The sequence below is a fragment of the Mycobacterium sp. 1245801.1 genome, assembly GCF_001673055.1.
In the GTDB taxonomy this organism is placed as follows: Bacteria; Actinomycetota; Actinomycetes; order Mycobacteriales; family Mycobacteriaceae; genus Mycobacterium; species Mycobacterium europaeum_A.
This window is the reverse complement of record NZ_LZKY01000136.1, coordinates 1-16,812: the sequence shown is the minus strand read 5'-3', so window position 1 is coordinate 16,812 and position 16,812 is coordinate 1. Positions and strand designations below refer to the sequence as shown.

Sequence of the window (16,812 nt, the reverse complement as noted above, 5' to 3'; positions counted from 1 at the left end):
TGAACGAGTGCGGTCATGAATGATCCTCGCGGGGGCTAGATTTCGACCAGGCCGATGTCGACGAACACCGTGCCGCTCAGGCCGTCCGGTGCGGCGAGGAAAACCTCGAGCACGGTGTCGGCGAGCAGGTCTTCGACGACCCGCAGCGGCACGGTGTTCGTCGACATCGGCCTGGTCGAAATCTAGCCCCCGCGAGGATCATTCATGACCGCACTCGTTCAATGCGAAACCAACGGCCACCGTCCGCCGACCCGGGCCGCCCTGGTGGTGGTCGGTAACGGCATGGCGGGAGCGCGGGCGCTCGAGGAGATCATCGCGCGCGGCGGCAGTGAGCGGTTTTCCATCACCGTGTTCGGCGACGAACCGTACGGTAACTACAACCGGATCTTGCTCTCCAACGTGCTGGCCGGCTCCGACGATGCGCGTGAAATCTACCTCAATCCGCTGGACTGGTACGGCGACAATGACATTGACCTGCGAGCGGGAGTGCGGGTGGTGCGCGTTGACCCCTTTGCGCACCTGGTGCACGCCGACGACGGCAGCACCGTGCGCTACGACAAGCTGATCCTGGCCACCGGCAGCAGATCGTTCTTCCCGCCGGTGGCCGGCATCTGGTCGGACGACAAGACTCTCGCCCCCGGCGTCTTCGGCTTTCGCACACTCGACGACTGCGCAGGCATGATCGGCTTCGCCGACGGGCGAAGCCGGGCGGCCGTGATCGGTGGTGGTCTCCTGGGTCTGGAGGCCGCCCGAGGCCTGCAGAACCGGGGACTGCAGGTGGGCGTCGTACAGGGCGGTCCGACGTTGATGAACGCCCAACTCGACGATCAAGGGAGCGGCATCCTGCGGCGGCTGGTCGAGGCGCTGGGAATCGAGGTGTACACGGGCAAGAGAACCACCAGGATGCTCACTCGAGACGGGTCACCGTCGGCGATCGAGTTCGACGACGGCAGCCGGCTGCCGTGCGACATGGTGGTGATGGCGGCAGGCATCCGGCCGAATGTCGGGTTGGCGGTGCGCGCCGGTTTGACCGTCGAACGCGCCATCGTCGTCGACGATCACATGCGCTCGGTTGATGACGGCGACATCTACGTGGTCGGCGAATGCGCACAGCACCGCGGCCAGGTCTACGGCCTGGTGGCGCCGCTGTGGGAGCAGGCCACCGTGCTTGCCGATCATTTGACGGGCGTCAATCCCCGTGCGGCATACCATGGTTCGCGCACGGCAACCAAGCTCAAGGTTGCCGGTGTGGACGTGGCGGCAATGGGCATCAAGAGCCCCGAACGCGACGACGACGAATTCGTGCAGTACTCCGAGCCGCGGCGGGGTGTGTACAAGACCGTCGTGGTGCGCGACGACAAATTGGTCGGGGCGACGCTGGTCGGCGATGTCAGCAAGGTGGCGTTTCTGATGCAGGCCTTCGACCGCGGCCTCCCGCTACCGCCCGAGCGCGTCTCGCTGATGTTCGACATCGGCGGTGCTCCGGACCCAGCCACCGGGGCGGCCGAATTGTCCGACGACGCGCAAGTATGCAACTGCAACGGGGTCGACAAGTCCGCGATCGTGCGGTGCGTGAGAGACGGGCAGACGTCACTCGAGGGGGTGATGTCGGCGACCCGCGCCGGCAAAGGATGCGGATCCTGCAAGGGCCTGGTCGCGCAGCTCGTCGAGTGGGCGGCCTCGGAAGCCGGGGCCGCGATTTCGCACGACGCCGCGGCCAATTGGTACGTGCCGGGGATCCCTTACGAGAAGCCGGAGCTGATGCGCAGGATCCGCGAGCTCGAACTGCACTCGGTGTCATCTGTTTTCGCCGCGCTGGCGCCGGAGGGCCGCGAGGACGCCGGATCCAAAATGGCGTTGTCCTCGCTGCTGCACATGATGTGGGGCGACGAATTCGTCGACGAGCGCGACGGCCGGTTCATCAACGACCGGGTGCACGGCAATATTCAGCGGGACGGAACGTTCTCCGTGGTGCCCCAACTCAAGGGCGGGGTGACCAGCGCCGAGCAACTGCGCAAGATCGCGGACGTCGCCGACAAGTACCGCATCCCGATGATCAAGCTCACGGGCGGCCAGCGCATCGATCTGCTGGGCGTGCGCAAGGAAGACCTCCCGCTGGTGTGGGCGGACCTCGGCATGCCGTCCGGGTATGCATACGGCAAAAGCTTCCGCACCGTCAAAACCTGTGTGGGAAGCGACTTTTGCCGCTACGGCCTGGGTGATTCGACGGCGCTGGGCATTGCGATCGAGGAGCGCTTCCAAGGCATACCCAGCCCCGGCAAGATGAAGCTCGCGGTGACCGGGTGCCCCCGCAACTGCGCCGAAGCGCTGTGTAAGGACGTCGGCGTGGTCGCAATCGAAGGCGGGCAGTGGCAGATCTACGTCGGCGGCGCCGCCGGCGCACACGTGCGCAAGGGCGACCTGTTGACCACCGTCGGCACCCCGGCCGAGGTGATTGCGCTGACCGGGCGGTTCCTGCAGTACTACCGCGAAAACGCCAACTGGTTGGAGCGCAGCTACGACTTCGTCCCGCGGGTGGGCATCGACCGGATTCGCAACATCGTGGTCTTCGACAGCGACGGCATCGCCGCCGACCTGGATGCCCGCATGCAGAAGTCGGTCGACTCGTACCGAGATCCGTGGACCGATGGCCGAGAAGCCGCGAATGCCAGCCAATTTCGCTCGTCGTTGCCGCTGATCCCGCTGCCCCGGGTGCCGGTGCGATGAGTGATGTCAACCTGGGACCGGTGGATCAGATCCCGGTCGGAGAGGGCCGAACCTTTGTCGTCGACGGCCGGCAGATCGCGGTGTTCCGGTGCCGGGACGGCTCGCTGCGTGCGCTTGACGCCGTGTGCCCGCATCGCGGCGGTCCGCTGGCAGACGGGCTCATGGACGCCGACGTCGTCATTTGCCCGCTGCACGGCTTCACCTACGACCTGGCATCGGGATGCGAGGTCGCCAACGGCGGAGCGCCGGTCACCGCCTATCCCGTTCACGCCGACGACGGGTCGGTTCACCTGCGGGTCGGTGGGAAAGTCCACGCCTGATCACTGAACCATTTCGGTTCCGGCCCCGTGCACCAGTGCGGTGGATTAACCGAGCCACGATCGGGGTATCGGAGCAGTGCTGGCGCACGGGCTTGCCGTCAGCTTGTTGGGGTTTGCCGGCGCGTCGCCGCAACGTCCCGCAGGGACGGGAGCGTCGGCGCGCCGCCCGATCGGCCAGGACGCGAGGACGTGAAATGCTTGGGCAACTTTACGATCGGGCACTTGGCGGGGAGCGATGTTGGATCCGTCATGACGACGGCGAACTGCGGCCACTGCCGGCGCACCGATGGTTGGGTGCCCGATGTCCCGGTGATGGATCTGGTGACGCCTTCGACGAAATCTTCGACGAAGCCGTCACGCAGATGTGCACCGGGCCGACAATCGAGCTGGGTTGCGGTCCGGGCCGGTTGGTGGCGAGGCTGATTCAGCGGGGCATCCCCGCACTGGGCATCGACCGGTCCGCGACCGCCATCCAGCTGGCGGGTCGCGGTGGTGCACCGGCACTGCTGGGCGACGTGTTCGAGCCGCTGCCGGGAACGGGCCTGTGGCAGACGGTTTTATTGGTCGACGGCAACGTCGGGCTCGGCGGGGATCCGCGACGAATCCTCGGGCGGGCCTTCGAGCTGCTGGCCCGCGGCGGGCGTTGCGTGGCCGAGTTCGAGGCCGAGGCCATCGGGATCTGTTCGCGCTGGGTGCGTCTGGAGTCGGCGGGGGAGGTCGGCCCCTGGTTTCGCTGGGCGTCCGTGGGGGTGGACAGCGCCGCCGCGCTGGCCACGCAGGTGGGGCTGACGCTGACCGGCGTCAGCCTTGTCGGTGGCCGGGTCATCGCCGACCTGGTGGCCGGGTAAGCGTGTCGTACACAGCAAAATTCGGCGAACGCAGCGAACAATTAAAAGCTGTTCAAACAGCGTAAATATCGTGGTCAGCGAGCACGCCCGGCAAAGCGGTTCCAGCACGGCGCCCCGTTCTGTGGAAACGTCAGTTTGCGAAACGCCGTGAGGGGTACAGTCCCGTTCATGACGGCGAATGGACCGGGCATTACCAATTGCGTGAAATGGTTGCTGCGGGCCCGCCCCGGTGACTATGCGCTGGCGTTGAGTGTGGCCGGGGCTTCGCTGCCCGTGGTCGGCAAGCATCTCGAGCCCCTCGGCGGGTTGACCGCCATGGGTGTCTGGGGCGCGCGGCATGCGCCGGAGGCGATCTCCGCGGCGACCAAAGACTGGTTCACCCCCGGCATCAACGACGTCCGGCGCCGTGACCGCGCCAGCACCCAGCAGGTCTCCCTCGCCGCCTTGCGCGGGGTCGTGGCGGCCGCGGATCTCGAGACGGACTGGCCCGTCGCCGAGAAGACACCGCCGATCTGGGATGGCCTGCGCCAGCGCCGCTACCTTTATCGCCGCGCCGTGCACTACGGGGACCACCCCGATCAGGTGCTCGACGTCTGGCGGCGCAAAGACCTGCCCGCACAACCCGCGCCGGTGCTGATCTTTTTGCCGGGCGGCGCCTGGGTGCACGGCAAGTGCATGGGCCAGGGGTCGGCGCTGATGTCCCGGCTCGCCGAGCAGGGCTGGGTGTGCCTGGCGGTCAACTACCGCGTCTCGCCGCACCACCGCTGGCCGCGCCACATCGTCGACGTCAAGACCGCCATCGCGTGGGCGCGCGCCAACGTCGACAAGTTCGGCGGCGACCGGGATTTCGTTGCGGTAGCGGGATGTTCGGCCGGTGGCCACCTGAGCGCGCTGGCCGGCCTGACGCCCGACGACCCGCAGTTCCAGGCGAAGCTGCCCGAGGGCGCGGACACCTCGGTGGACGCCGTCGTCGGGATCTACGGCCGCTACGACTGGGAGGACCGCTCGACGCCGGAGCGCGAGCGGTTCGTCGAATTCCTGGAGCGGGTCGTGGTGAAGAAGTCGATCGCCCGTCGCCCCGACATCTTCCGCGACGCGTCTCCGATCGCGCGCGTGCACCGAAACGCGCCGCCCTTCTTGGTCATTCACGGCAGCAAAGACACCGTGATCCCGGTCGAGCAGGCGCGCAGCTTCGTCGAGCGGCTGCGGGCGGTGTCGCATTCGATGGTCGGCTACCTGGAATTCCCCGGCGCCGGTCACGGCTATGACCTGCTCGACGGCGAGCGAGCCGGCGCCGCGGCGCACGTCACTTCGCTGTTCCTGAACCAGATTTACCGCACCAAGACACGCGTCGGGGCAAAAGAGGTTATCTGAACAGCCACCGCTGAGTATGGTCCCTCTATGGGCAAGGGGCAGGGGTGAAGAGGCTTAGCGGGTGGGACGCCGTACTGCTGTACAGCGAAGCGCCGAACGTGCACATGCACACCATCAAGGCCGCCGTCATCGAGCTGGACGCTGACCGCCGGTCACTGGACGTCGACACCTTTCGCGAAGTCATCGCCGGGCGGCTGAGCAAGCTCGACCCGTTCTGCTACCAGCTCGTCGAGGTGCCCTTCGGCTTCCACCACCCGATGTGGCGGGAGAACTGCGAACTCGACCTGAACTATCACATCCGCCCCTGGCGGGTGTCGCCGCCCGGGGGCCGCCGGGAACTGGACGAGGCCATCGGGCAAATCGCCAGCACCCAGCTCGATCGCAGCCGGCCGCTGTGGGAGATGTACTTCGTGGAGGGCTTGGCCAACAACCGGATTGCGGTCGTCGGCAAAATCCACCACGCCCTTGCCGACGGCGTCGCCTCGGCGAACCTGTTGGCCCGCGGCATGGATCTGCAGCCGGGCCCGGAAGGCATGCCGTACGTGTGCGACCCGGCCCCCACCTCGCGGCAGCTGATGGTGTCGGCCTTCGCCGATCACATGCGCCACGTCGGGCGGCTGCCGCACACCATCCGCTACACCGCCCAAGGTGTTGGGCGGGTGCGCCGCAGCACACGCAAGTTATCCCCGGAGCTGACCCGGCCCTTCGAGCCGCCGCCGACCTTCATGAACCACAAGATCACCCCGGAACGGCGGTTCGCCACCGCCACCCTGGCCCTGGCCGACGTCAAGGAGACCGGCAAGCGGCTCGGGGCGACGATCAACGACATGGTGCTGGCCATGGCGACCGGGGCGCTGCGCACCCTGCTGTTGCGGTACGACGGCAAGGCCGAACCGCTGTTGGCGTCGGTGCCGATGAGTTTCGACTTCTCGCCCGAACGGATCTCGGGCAATCGCTTCACCGGCGTGCTGGTGGGCCTGCCGACCGATTCCGACGATCCGCTGGAGCGGGTGCGGTGCAGCCACGAGAACGCCATCGCCGCCAAGGAAAGCAACCAGCTGATGGGCCCGGAGTTGGTCAGCAGGTGGGCGGCCTACATGCCGCCCCGGCCCACCCAGGCCTTCTTCCGCTGGGCGTCCGGTCGCGACGGACACAACAAGATCCTCAACCTGAACATCTCCAACGTCCCGGGACCGCGCGAGCGCGGCCGGGTGGGCGGGGCGCTGGTCACCGAGATCTATTCGGTGGGGCCGTTGACCGCCGGCAGCGGCCTGAACATCACCGTGTGGAGCTATGTCGACCAGCTCAACATCTCGGTGCTCTGCGACGGGTCCACGCTCGAGGACCCGCACGAGGTTTCCGACGCCATGGTCGCTGACTTCATCGAAATTCGCAGGGCCGCAGGGCTTTCCGAAAAGCTGACGGTCGTCGAGGCGGCGATGGCTCCGGCCTGACCGGGCCGGATCGGTAGCTGATCACCTTCGGCGGTAAGCGGGATCTCGGGGGACGTTAACGCCATTTCCGGCGACCGCTACCATCGGTCCGACAGGAGCTATCCGAATGCCACCCCATTCCCTGAAGGAGCTGTGCGGCCCGTGAGCACTGGGAACGACGACGCCAACGAACCCGAAGTTCTGGTCGAACAACGGGATCGAATCCTCATCATCACGATCAACCGGCCCAAGGCCAAGAACGCGGTCAACTCCGCGGTGGCCAATGGCCTGGCCGCCGCAGTCGACCGGCTCGACAACGAGACCGGCCTGTCGGTCGGCATCCTCACCGGCGCGGGCGGCTCGTTCTGCGCCGGCATGGACCTCAAGGCCTTCGCCCGCGGCGAACTGCCCATCGTCGAGGGTCGTGGCATGGGCTTCACCGAGCGTCCGCCGGTCAAGCCGCTGATCGCGGCGGTGGAGGGCTACGCGCTGGCCGGCGGCACCGAGCTGGCCCTGGCGACCGACCTGATCGTGGCCTCCAAGGACTCGGCGTTCGGCATCCCGGAGGTCAAGCGTGGGCTGGTCGCCGGCGGTGGCGGGCTGCTGCGGCTGCCGCAGCGCATCCCGTCGGCGATCGCCATGGAGCTGGCGCTGACCGGTGAGAACCTGAGCGCGGAGCGTGCGCATGCGCTGGGCATGGTCAATGTGCTGGCCGAACCGGGCGCGGCGCTGGACGCCGCGATCGCGCTGGCCGAAAAGATCGCGGCGAACGGGCCGCTCGCGGTGGCCGCCACCAAGCGGATCATCGTCGAGTCCCGCGGCTGGAGCCCCGAGGAGATGTTCGCCGAGCAGAACAAGCTGCTGGCCCCGGTGTTCTCCTCCAACGACGCCAAGGAGGGCGCCATCGCCTTCGCCGAGAAGCGCCCGCCGAAGTGGACCGGCACCTAACCCGCGAGCAGACGCAAAAAGCCCCCGCACGCTCGGCGTGTCGGGGGCTTTTGCGTCTGCTCGCGGTACTAAGCCGTCAGATAGCGCTGCACCGTCGGCCCCAGCCAGGCGACCAGGTCCTCGACGGGGGTCGACGCGAGTGGCTCGATCTTCAGCTGGTAGCGCGCGAACGCCAGGCCGGCCAGGTGGCTGGCCACCAGCTCGACACGTAGCTCGGCATCGGCCACCCCGAATTCCGCCGCGACCCGCTTGGCGATCGGGCCGGCAAGGCTGCCGTGCAACACCTTTCGCGCCTCGGGGTGGATCGCCGCCGAACGCCACAGCGTCAGGAACGGCTCGAAGACGGCGCCTTCCTCCCAGTGCTCGAGGAAGCGCCGAACCAGCCTTTCGCCGATCCGATCGGTCCCGTCGTCGAGCAGCGTGGCCAGCTGATGCAACGGGTGCTCGGGACCGGTCAGCGTGGACGCGGTGAACAGGCCTTCCTTGTTGCCGAAAAAGTAGTAGACCATCGCGACGTCCACACCGGCGTCGGCCGCGATCGCTCGGACGGTGGCCCGCTCGTACCCGTCACGCATGAAGCGTTCGCGTGCCGCATCGATGATGCGCTGTCGGTTCAGTTGACCGGTGCGCCACCGGCCCGCGCGCCGCGCTTCTGGCATGCCCGCCAGGATACTTCAACAAGCGTTGGCAAATGCCGACGCGCGGCGTACGTTGTTGTTGAACGGTAGTTGAAGTATTCGGCGGAGGAGTCTTCCATGGTGACGAGCACGCGCCGACGCCTTTGGTGGCGGCACCTGATGTCTGTCCTGCTGTTCCCGGTAACGGTGACGCTCGTGGTGCCGGCCTTGGTCGTCGGCCCGGCCGGCGTGCACGCTCCGCACGTGGACGCCGCGCTGAGGGCCGGGCTGATCACTGCCGGCTGTCTGCTGATCGCCGCCGGCGTGGCCCTGATGATCTGGACGAACGTGCTGTTTGACCGCGTGGGCGAGGGCACGCTTGGGCTGGGCAACGTGATGGGGGAGCCCGTCCATCTGGTCGTGCGGGGCCCGTACCGGCACGTGCGGAACCCGATGATCACCGGCGTGCTGTGCATCCTGCTCGGCGAGGCGGCCGTCATCGCGTCGGTTCCGTTATTGCTTTGGTTCGCAATCTTTTTCACGTTCCAGGCGCTCGCAATTCGGTTCTGGGAGGAGCCCCATCTCGCCGAGCGCTATGGCGGTGAATACGCCGACTATCGAAGCAACGTGCCGCGCTGGATCCCGCGAGTCTCGGCCTGGGAGCCGCCCGCTCGTCGCTGAGTCGGTGGGAAAGCGCGGCCTTGTCATGGGCGCCGACGGACGCGCCCGTGACCAGGGCGCCCGTCGCCCGGCAAGCTCGGCATCGGGGGGCCACCCGGCTGAGTTACACTGCAGGCGAGATCTGTAAAGGGCCGGGAATCCAGAAAGATCGAGGATGAGCATTTCGTTGCTGCTGGAGATGGCCGCGTCGGGCAACGCCGAGCGCACGGCCGTGGTGTCCGGGGACCTGCGACTGACGACGCAGCAGCTCAGCGATCTCGCCGACGGTGGCGCGGGGGTGATCGCCGCGTCGAACGCCGGGCACGTCGCGTATGTGGGCACCGGCGGCGCGATGCTGCCCGTGCTGATCTTCGCGGCCGCGCGCGCCGGCGTGCCCTTCACGCCGATCAACTACCGGCTCGCCGCCGACGGCATCCGGGCGCTGATCGAGCGGCTGCCCGAGCCGTTGGTGATCGTCGACGGTCGCTACCGCGACGCCGTCGGCGATGTGTCGGACCGCGTGATCGTGTCCGACGATTTCCTGGAGGCCGCGCGCACCGCCGAACCGGCGGCCGAGTTCCCCGACCCGGACTCCGTGGCGATCGTGCTGTTCACCTCCGGCACCACCTCGCAGCCCAAGGCCGTCGAGCTCTCACACAACAACCTGACCAGTTACATCACCGGAACGGTGGAATTCGGGGCGGCCGAAGAGACCGACGCCGCGCTGATCTGCGTGCCGCCGTACCACATCGCCGGGGTCAGCGCCGCGCTGTCGAATCTGTATGCCGGCCGCAAGATGGTGTACCTGCCCAATTTCGATGCGCGGGAATGGGTTCGGCTGATCAACGCCGAGAACGTGACCACCGCGACGGTGGTGCCGACGATGCTGGACCGCATCATCACCGTGCTGGACAACGGCGACGGGACGGCCGTCGAGCTGCCGTCGCTGCGCAACCTGGCCTACGGCGGGTCCAAGGTCGGTCTGCCGCTGGTGCGCCGCGCGCTCGAACTGCTGCCCAACGTGGGCTTCGTCAACGCTTACGGCCTGACCGAGACCAGCTCGACGATCGCGGTGCTGACGCCCGACGACCATCGCGCCGCGCAGGCGGCGTCGACCCCGGAGGCCGCCCGGCGGCTGGGATCGGTCGGCCAGGCGGTGGCGGGAATCGAGCTGCAGATCCGCGACGAGGCCGGCAACGTGTTGCCGCCGGGTGAGACCGGCGAGCTGTTCGTGCGCGGCGAGCAGGTGTCGGGCCGCTACACCGGCATCGGCTCGGTGCTCGACGAGAACGGCTGGTTTCCCACCAAGGACATCGCCATGCTTGACGACGAGGGCTACCTGTTCATCGGCGGGCGCAGCGACGACACCATCATCCGCGGCGGGGAGAACATCGCGCCCGCCGAGCTGGAAGAAGTCCTGGTCGAGCACCCGCAGGTGCGCGATGTCGCGGTGGTCGGCGTCGAGGATCCGCAGTGGGGCCAGGCGATCGTCGCCGTGGTGGTGCCGGCGGCGGGCACCGACCCCGACCCCGAGGAATTGCGCGAATTCGTCCGCAAGAGTTTGCGCGGTTCGCGCACTCCCGACGAGGTAGTGTTTCGCGACGAGCTGCCCACCACCGCGACCGGCAAGGTCTTGCGGCGGGAGATCATCCAGACCCTCACCGGATTGCGCGCCGCACCGGCCCAGCAGTAAGCGATCAAGGACGGAAATCAATGATCAAGAACGGAACTCGTCTCGCCAGCCAGGTGTGTGACACCCAGGTGATCGTCGTCAGAAGCGCCGACAGCCTGGAGGACTTGCGGTGTGGTGGAGTGCCGATGGTGCCGGTCGGTGGCGAGCGGTCGGGCGAATTGGACCCGGCGTTCGCCGACGGCACGGTCATGGGCAAGCGCTACGTCGACGAGACCGGCGCCGAGGTGCTGGTGACCAAGCCGGGCGCGGGCAGCCTGAGCATCGGGCAGACCGCCCTGCAGCTCAAAGAGGTCAAGCCGCTACCCGCCAGCGACTGAGCGGGTCAGCGCGCGGCGTCCTGTTTACCCGGAATTTTGTTGCGGGCAACGAATTCCTTTGCCTTGATCAGGAATTCGAGCTGCTCACCGACCTGGTGCAGCGGGCCGGCGTTGCGGGTGGAGCGGGAGAGCACGATGGCGCCCTCCAGTGCGGCGATGGACATCACGGCCAGCGAGGCGGCGTCGGCGTCGTCGAAGCCGTCGTTGACGAACGCGCGGGTCAGCGCGGTGCACCAGCGGCCCAGGATGGCGCCCGCTTCGGCGGAGAGCTTGGGACCGTCGTCGTCCGAACAGCCGATCGCCGCCGCCACGACCGGACACCCGGCGGTGAAACCGCCGTCGGTGAGCAGCCGCTCCCAGAACCCGACGAACTCGGCCAGCAACACCCGGGCGCCCCGGCCGGCCGCGTCGTCGATCATGGCGGTGATGGAGTCACCCGAGTAGCGCAGCGCTTCGGTCAGAATCTGGTTGCGGCCGTCGGGAAAGTGGTAGTAGACCGAGCCGCGCGGGGCGCCGCTGCGGGCGAGCACCGCGTCGATGGTCACGCCGGCCGCGCCGCGCTCGCGCATCACCTCGGCGGCGCTGGCCAGCATCTTCGTGCGGGTGCCCCCGCGTTTTGCCCGCGCCTGGTCAGGCGCGGCTTCACCGATAGTCGGCGTGGGCGTACCTCCCATGGCTCGGGTCATGCCGCGTGCGAGTGGCGCAACGCCGGCCAGTGCATATGACGTGGGCTGAAGCGGAATGTGCGGCGCCGCAAGTCTGGCATCTCGCGGGTGTACTGATAGCCGGCGACGTTGAGCTCGATGATCCACATGATGTTCTCCCGGCCTGTGTGCGGCCCTAGATTATGCTATGAACCATATAAGACATCCGTAAATTAAGCAATTTCTCAGGCGAAGTGTGACGCACACCGCACAAATGGCGGGTGGACCGGGCCGCGAACCGCAGCCGCGGATGCATATCGGCCGCCAAAATATGCCCTATTGCATAATGGCTAGAGCTCCGCGGCGCTGGGCGCATGGTCCACCTGAACCGGCCGCACAAACGCAGCGCCTTCGATCGTGCGATGCTGACGGCGCTGTCCGAGCATGTAATCGTTCGTCGAACGCACCAGGCCCGCTTCGTGACGCGCTAAGACCGGAACGCCGAACGTGCACTCACGGCGAAAAATCGGCAGAAAAAACGCCCTGAGTGCACGTTCGGCAGGTAACGGCCTCAGCCCTCGATGGTGTGGCCCATCGGCATCAGCACGCTCTTTTGCTGGGTGAAGTGCTCGACGCCCTCCGGCCCGTTCTCACGGCCGATGCCGGAGTTCTTGTAACCGCCGAACGGGCAGCACGGGTCGAACGCGTACCAGTTGATGGCGTAGGTCCCGGTGCGGATCTTCTCCGAGACCTCGATGCCGTGTTGCACATCGGCGGTCCACACGCTGCCGGCCAACCCGTACACCGAGTCGTTGGCGATCTTGATCGCGTCCTCTTCGGTGTCATAGGGGATGATCGACAGCACCGGCCCGAAGATCTCTTCCTGGGCGATCGTCATCTTGTTGTCGACGTCGGCGAAAACCGTTGGCTGCACGAAGAATCCGCTGTCCAGGCCCTCCGGGCGGCCGCCGCCGGTCACCAGCCGGGCGCCCTCCTCGATGCCCTTGGCGATGTAGCCCTCGACGCGGGCGCGCTGCTTCTCCGAGATCAGCGAGCCGATCTGGGCGGCCGGGTCCGACGGCAGGCCCACCGGCAGCGCCTGCACGAAAGTGCTTATCGCATCGACGATTTCGTCATACCGCGAGCGCGGCGCCAGGATGCGGGTCTGGGCCACGCAGGCCTGCCCGGTGTTCATGATCCCGGAGAACACCAGCATCGGGATCGACGCGGCCAGGTCGACGTCCTCGAGCACGATGGCGGCCGACTTTCCGCCCAGCTCCAGGGTGCACGGCTTGAGCATGTCCGCGGCGCGACGGCCGATCTCCTTGCCGACGGCCGAGCTGCCGGTGAAGGAGAAGATGTCGACGTCCGGGTTGGAGGTCAGCGCCTGCCCGGTCTCGATGCCGCCGGGCACCACCGAGAGCACGCCCTCGGGCAGCCCGGCCTCGGCGAAGGCCTCCGCCAAAGCGTTTGCGCTCAGCGGGGTTTCGGCGGCCGGCTTGAGCACCACCGTGCAGCCGGCCAGCAGCGCCGGGCCCAGCTTGTTGACGGCCAGGAACAGCGGCACGTTCCACGCGACGATGGCGCCCACGACGCCGATCGGCTCGCGGTGCACGATGCTCTGCCCGTAGCCGCCGGTGCGGACCTCTTTCCACTTGACCTGGTCGACGGCCGGACCGGCGAAGAAGTTCAGCGCGCCGATCGAGCTCATCCAGTGCATGGTCTCGACGCTGGTCGGCGGCTGGCCGGTCTCGGCGGCGAGCAGCTGGGTGAACTGGTCCTTGCGCTCTTCCATCAGCTTGAGCGCGTTGGCGATCACGGCCGCGCGCTCCTTGGGCGGGGTGGTGGGCCAGGGGCCGTTGTCGAAGGCCGCGCGCGCCGCGGCGACCGCGGCGTCGACGTCGGCGGCCGCGGCCAGCGGCACCTTCCCGACGTATTCACCGGTGGCCGGACAGTGCACCTCGATGACATCGGAGGTGGATGGTTCCGTCCACTTGCCGCCGATGAAAAGCTTGTCGTATTCGGTCTTGCTCTCGGCCATCTGCGCCGCTCCTCCTCATTGCTCCGCGCTGCATCGTCGCCGGCGCGCATGGGCGCCACCCTACCCAAGCCGGGGCAAAACGAGAACACGTTTCACTCTTGGGGTTGCAGGACCAGCACGAGATTGCTGACCAGGAACTCGCGTAGCAGCGGCACCGAGGTCAGCCACCACGCCCATCGTGGGTGGTAGCGGGGAAATGCGGCCAGGGTGGCGCCGGTGCTGATCGCCCAGTCCAAGCCGTCGGCGGCGGACACCTCGAACAACGACGACCCGTAGTTGTTTTTGGGCGGATGGCCGTGTTTGCGGGTGTAGCGCGCGGCGGCCCGGGCACCGCCCAGGTAGTGCGTCAGGCCCATCTCGTGGCCGCCGAAGGGGCCCAGCCAGACGGTGTAGGACAGCACGGCCAGCCCGCCCGGCTTGGTCACCCGCAGCATCTCGGCGCCGAGCTGCCAGGGCCGCGGCACGTGCTCGGCGACGTTGGAGGACAGGCAGATGTCCACGGAGTCGTCGGCGAAGGGCAGCGCCATGCCCGAGGCGCGCACGCACGGCGCCGCCCCGCGGGCGGCGGCCGGCCCGGCGTGCATCTCGCCGGGGTCGGGTTCGACCCCGATATAGCGGATTCCGGCCTCGGTGAAGGCCGTCGCGAAGTAGCCGGGGCCGCCGCCGACGTCCAGCAGCGTGCGCCCGGCCGCGGAGTCGCCGTGGGTGCCGCGCCATAGATCGCCCACCATCGCCGCAGTATCGGCCGCCAGGGCGCCGTAGAACCGGGCCGGATCCGACTGCTCGTGACGAAACTCCGACAGCAGCCGCACCGAGCGGGTCAGCGTCGCCCGGCGCGCGAAGAGGTCGGTGGCGCCCACCGGCCACACCCTACGGATGTGCTGACGTGCCCGGCACGCATCGCCGCCGGTTAGGCTGGCGACCGATGTCTTCCTTGCGCTCCGTGCTGCTGCTGTGCTGGCGCGATACCGGGCACCCGCAGGGCGGCGGCAGCGAAGCCTATTTGCAGCGCATCGGCGCGCAGTTGGCCGCCTCCGGCATCGCCGTCACGTTGCGCACCGCCCGCTATCGCGGCGCGCCGCGCCGCGAGGTGGTCGACGGCGTGCGGATCGACCGCGCCGGCGGTCGGTATTCGGTGTACGTCTGGGCGTTGCTGGCGATGGCCATGGCCCGGCTGGGGCTCGGCCCGCTGCGCAAGGTGCGGCCCGACGTGGTCGTCGACACCCAGAACGGCCTGCCCTTTTTGGCCCGGCTGATCTACGGCCGCCGGGTGGTGGTGCTGGTGCACCACTGCCACCGCGAGCAGTGGCCGGTGGCGGGCCCGGTGCTCGGCCGGCTCGGCTGGTTCGTCGAGTCGACGCTGTCGCCGCGGGTGAACCGGCACAACCAGTACGTGACGGTGTCGCTGCCGTCCGCGCGCGACCTGGTCACCCTGGGCGTCGACGGCGCCCGTATCGCGGTGGTGCGCAACGGCCTCGACCGGGCTCCGGCGCAATCCTTGACCGGCCCCCGCTCGGCGGCGCCGCGCGTGGTGGTGCTGTCGCGGCTGGTGCCGCACAAGCAGATCGAGGACGCCCTGGAGGCGGTCGCGCTGCTGATGCCGCGGATACCGGGTCTGCACCTGGACATCGTCGGCGACGGCTGGTGGCGCGACCGGCTCGTCGAGCACGCGCAGCGGCTCGGCATCTGCTCGTCGGTGACCTTCCACGGCCACGTCGACGACATCACCAAACACCATGTCCTGCAAGGGGCTTGGGTGCATCTGCTGCCCTCCCGCAAGGAGGGCTGGGGCCTGGCCGTCGTCGAGGCGGCCCAGCATGGGGTGCCGACCATCGGCTACCGATCCTCGGGCGGCCTGTCGGACTCGATCGTCGACGAGGTGACCGGGATCCTGGTGGACAGCCACGCCGAGCTGGTGGATCGGCTCGAAGAACTGCTCGCCGATCCGGTGCTGCGCGATCAACTGGGCGCCAAGGCGCACACCCGCAGTGGCGAATTCTCCTGGACGCAAAGCGCCGACGCGATGTGCGGCGTGCTGGAAGCGGTGCAAGCCGGCCGCACGGTCAACGGGCTAGTCACCGGGCCGGGCTGAGCGGGTGCGGCGCCGCCACGCGCCGATCACCGCGCCGGCGCCCCCGCCCAGCAGCAGCGCCAACCACGCCAGATGGGCGATCACCGTCACGGTCCGCTGCCCGGCGGCCACCGGGGCGGTCCGCCCGCCGATCCGGTAGAGGGCGATCTCGCGGTCCCGATAGACCGGCGGCAGCGCCCCCAGGGTGCGGGCGGCCGACCCCATGTCGCCGGCGCTGTCCGATTCGACCACCAGCCAGGCCACGCCGGCCGCGGCCAGCGCCGCCGGGTCGGGGCCGGACAGCAGCAGCTGCTGCACGGCCCGGGCGTGCGCGCCCTCGCCGGCGATGGTGGTCCCCGAGATCACCAGGTCACCGGTGCTCAGCACGTCGGCGCGCACCCAGCGGGGCAGCGGATCCAACACCGGTGCCGCGCCCGACCAGGAGAACAGCCGCATGGTGCCGGCGGGTAACACCGCTATCGATCCTGGCTGCGCATTGACCGCCGCGGCGACGGCCGTCCAGCCGCGCGGATAGCGCACGGGCGCCACCTTGCCGAACACTCCCCAGCCCAGGTCCGGTAGCGCCAGCAGCAGCGCCAGGCAGCAGACCAGCGCCGGGGCGGCGGCCCCAGGGAGTCGCAGTCGGCGGCGCAGCGTCACCACCGCGCCGGCGCCCGCCAGCGCGTAGCCGGGCATCGCCAGCGCCACCCACTTCTGGCCGTCGCGTAGCACCCCGAAGCCGGGCACGGTGTCGACACCGTGCCCAGCACCGCCACCCCGGGGCCGGTGGCCAGGGCCGCCGGGATCAGCACCGACACGGCGGCCAGCACCAGCAGCGGCACCGCCACCGGGCGCCGGACGACCGTCGGCAGGCCCGCGGCCACCACGCCCAACAGCACCACCGCCGAGAACACCGCGAAAAGCGTGGTGCGCGAACCGGGTACGGCGTCGCCGTTCCAGATGCCGCCGAGGCTGGCCAGGCTGCCCAGGGTGCCCAGGCCGGGCTCGGCGCGCGGGGCGAACGCCTCCACCCCCAGCCGGTTGGCCGCGGTGTGGGCGGTCAGCGACGAGCCCATCACCGACGCCGTCAACCACGGCAGCGCCGCCACCAGGGCGGCG

Annotated in this window: 16 protein-coding genes and 1 pseudogene; 10 read left to right on the top strand and 7 right to left on the bottom strand. The window is 68.7% G+C overall.

Annotated elements, in window-relative coordinates:
- Positions 1–35 precede the first annotated feature (35 nt).
- Positions 36–167, bottom strand: a complete 132-nt coding sequence (locus tag A5622_RS27980) for a hypothetical protein (protein WP_369829227.1) — start codon at positions 165–167, stop codon at positions 36–38.
- A gap of 37 nt (positions 168–204) precedes the next feature.
- Here A5622_RS27980 and nirB point away from each other — a divergent pair, with 37 nt between their 5' ends.
- The 6 genes from nirB to A5622_RS08085 all read left to right on the top strand — a co-directional run bounded on the left by nirB (position 205) and on the right by A5622_RS08085 (position 7,650).
- Positions 205–2,727 (top strand): nitrite reductase large subunit NirB, encoded by a 2,523-nt coding sequence (gene nirB, locus A5622_RS08110; protein ID WP_066877805.1) that lies wholly within the window; start codon positions 205–207, stop codon positions 2,725–2,727.
- Positions 2,724–3,047, top strand: a complete 324-nt coding sequence (locus A5622_RS08105; RefSeq protein WP_066877803.1) for a Rieske 2Fe-2S domain-containing protein — start codon at positions 2,724–2,726, stop codon at positions 3,045–3,047. Before nirB ends, A5622_RS08105 begins: the two co-directional genes overlap by 4 nt.
- Positions 3,048–3,241: 194 nt before the next feature.
- Positions 3,242–3,895, top strand: a complete 654-nt coding sequence (locus A5622_RS08100) for an SAM-dependent methyltransferase (RefSeq protein WP_066866023.1) — start codon at positions 3,242–3,244, stop codon at positions 3,893–3,895.
- 168 nt (positions 3,896–4,063) lie between these two features.
- The gene (locus A5622_RS08095) at positions 4,064–5,269 is read left to right on the top strand and encodes an alpha/beta hydrolase (RefSeq protein ID WP_066866021.1); all 1,206 of its coding nucleotides are present in this window, start codon (positions 4,064–4,066) and stop codon (positions 5,267–5,269) included.
- 44 nt (positions 5,270–5,313) lie between these two features.
- Positions 5,314–6,723, top strand: a complete 1,410-nt coding sequence (locus A5622_RS08090) for a wax ester/triacylglycerol synthase family O-acyltransferase (RefSeq protein ID WP_066877802.1) — start codon at positions 5,314–5,316, stop codon at positions 6,721–6,723.
- 132 nt (positions 6,724–6,855) lie between these two features.
- Positions 6,856–7,650 (top strand): crotonase/enoyl-CoA hydratase family protein, encoded by a 795-nt coding sequence (locus A5622_RS08085; protein ID WP_369829226.1) that lies wholly within the window; start codon positions 6,856–6,858, stop codon positions 7,648–7,650.
- Between the two features lie 68 nt (positions 7,651–7,718).
- Here A5622_RS08085 and A5622_RS08080 read toward each other — a convergent pair whose 3' ends face one another.
- Positions 7,719–8,309, bottom strand: a complete 591-nt coding sequence (locus A5622_RS08080) for a TetR/AcrR family transcriptional regulator (protein ID WP_066877800.1) — start codon at positions 8,307–8,309, stop codon at positions 7,719–7,721.
- A gap of 96 nt (positions 8,310–8,405) precedes the next feature.
- On the opposite strand from A5622_RS08080, the gene A5622_RS08075 reads away from it, so the two are divergent.
- From A5622_RS08075 to A5622_RS08065, 3 genes are all read left to right on the top strand, one after another.
- The gene (locus A5622_RS08075) at positions 8,406–8,948 is read left to right on the top strand and encodes an isoprenylcysteine carboxylmethyltransferase family protein (RefSeq protein WP_066877791.1); all 543 of its coding nucleotides are present in this window, start codon (positions 8,406–8,408) and stop codon (positions 8,946–8,948) included.
- A 154-nt stretch (positions 8,949–9,102) separates the two neighbouring features.
- A complete protein-coding gene (locus A5622_RS08070) occupies positions 9,103–10,620 on the top strand; it encodes a class I adenylate-forming enzyme family protein (protein ID WP_066877789.1) in 1,518 nt (505 codons plus the stop codon).
- A 20-nt stretch (positions 10,621–10,640) separates the two neighbouring features.
- Entirely contained in the window at positions 10,641–10,937 is a 297-nt protein-coding gene (locus A5622_RS08065; RefSeq protein WP_066877786.1) for a hypothetical protein, read from the top strand.
- 5 nt (positions 10,938–10,942) lie between these two features.
- Here A5622_RS08065 and A5622_RS08060 read toward each other — a convergent pair whose 3' ends face one another.
- The 4 genes from A5622_RS08060 to A5622_RS08050 all read right to left on the bottom strand — a co-directional run bounded on the left by A5622_RS08060 (position 10,943) and on the right by A5622_RS08050 (position 14,482).
- Positions 10,943–11,611, bottom strand: a complete 669-nt coding sequence (locus A5622_RS08060; protein WP_232002904.1) for a TetR/AcrR family transcriptional regulator — start codon at positions 11,609–11,611, stop codon at positions 10,943–10,945.
- Positions 11,612–11,619: 8 nt separating this feature from the next.
- Complete coding sequence (locus tag A5622_RS30450; RefSeq protein WP_255361682.1) at positions 11,620–11,751, bottom strand: hypothetical protein; 132 nt, start codon at positions 11,749–11,751, stop codon at positions 11,620–11,622.
- 401 nt (positions 11,752–12,152) lie between these two features.
- Entirely contained in the window at positions 12,153–13,622 is a 1,470-nt protein-coding gene (locus A5622_RS08055) for an aldehyde dehydrogenase (protein ID WP_066866004.1), read from the bottom strand.
- A gap of 92 nt (positions 13,623–13,714) precedes the next feature.
- Complete coding sequence (locus A5622_RS08050; protein WP_066866057.1) at positions 13,715–14,482, bottom strand: class I SAM-dependent methyltransferase; 768 nt, start codon at positions 14,480–14,482, stop codon at positions 13,715–13,717.
- Between the two features lie 65 nt (positions 14,483–14,547).
- On the opposite strand from A5622_RS08050, the gene A5622_RS08045 reads away from it, so the two are divergent.
- A complete protein-coding gene (locus tag A5622_RS08045; protein WP_066877784.1) occupies positions 14,548–15,714 on the top strand; it encodes a glycosyltransferase family 4 protein in 1,167 nt (388 codons plus the stop codon).
- Here A5622_RS08045 and A5622_RS08040 read toward each other — a convergent pair.
- A pseudogene (locus A5622_RS08040) lies at positions 15,698–16,812 on the bottom strand (hypothetical protein); the annotation flags it as partial. The gene A5622_RS08045 and the pseudogene A5622_RS08040 overlap by 17 nt on opposite strands.